The 407-nt window shown below is 61.7% G+C and carries 1 protein-coding gene; it reads left to right on the top strand.

Going from position 1 to position 407, the window contains the following annotated elements; genetic code table 11:
• Nucleotides 1–342: peptide-methionine (S)-S-oxide reductase (locus EOA24_RS41000; RefSeq protein ID WP_189354738.1), on the top strand; the 342-nt coding region annotated here is incomplete at its 5' end.
• Nucleotides 343–407: the final 65 nt, after the last annotated feature.

Raw genomic sequence — 407 nt, forward strand, 5'->3', positions numbered from 1 at the left:
GTCGCGCACAATCCGACGCAGCTCAACTACCAGGGGCCGGACCACGGCACGCAGTACCGCTCGACGATCTTTGCCGGCAACGACCAGCAGAAGAAGGTGGCCGAGAGCTACATCGCCCAGCTCGACAAGGCCAAGGTGTTTTCCCAGCCGATCGTCACCACGCTGGAGACCGGCAAGACCTTCTATCCGGCCGAGGACTACCACCAGGATTTCCTGACGCTGAACCCGACCTATCCCTACATCGTCTACAACGACCTGCCGAAGGTGGCGAATTTGAAGACGCTGTTCCCGAAGCTCTACAGCGAAAAGCCGGTGCTGGTGCTGGCGTCGAGCAAGAGCTGAGCGGGGCCGTCCTGAGCCTTCTCCCCGTCACTATACGGGGAGAAGGTGCCGGCAGGCGGATGAGG

This window comes from Mesorhizobium sp. M2A.F.Ca.ET.039.01.1.1, from assembly GCF_003998035.1.
Lineage (GTDB): Bacteria > Pseudomonadota > Alphaproteobacteria > Rhizobiales > Rhizobiaceae > Mesorhizobium.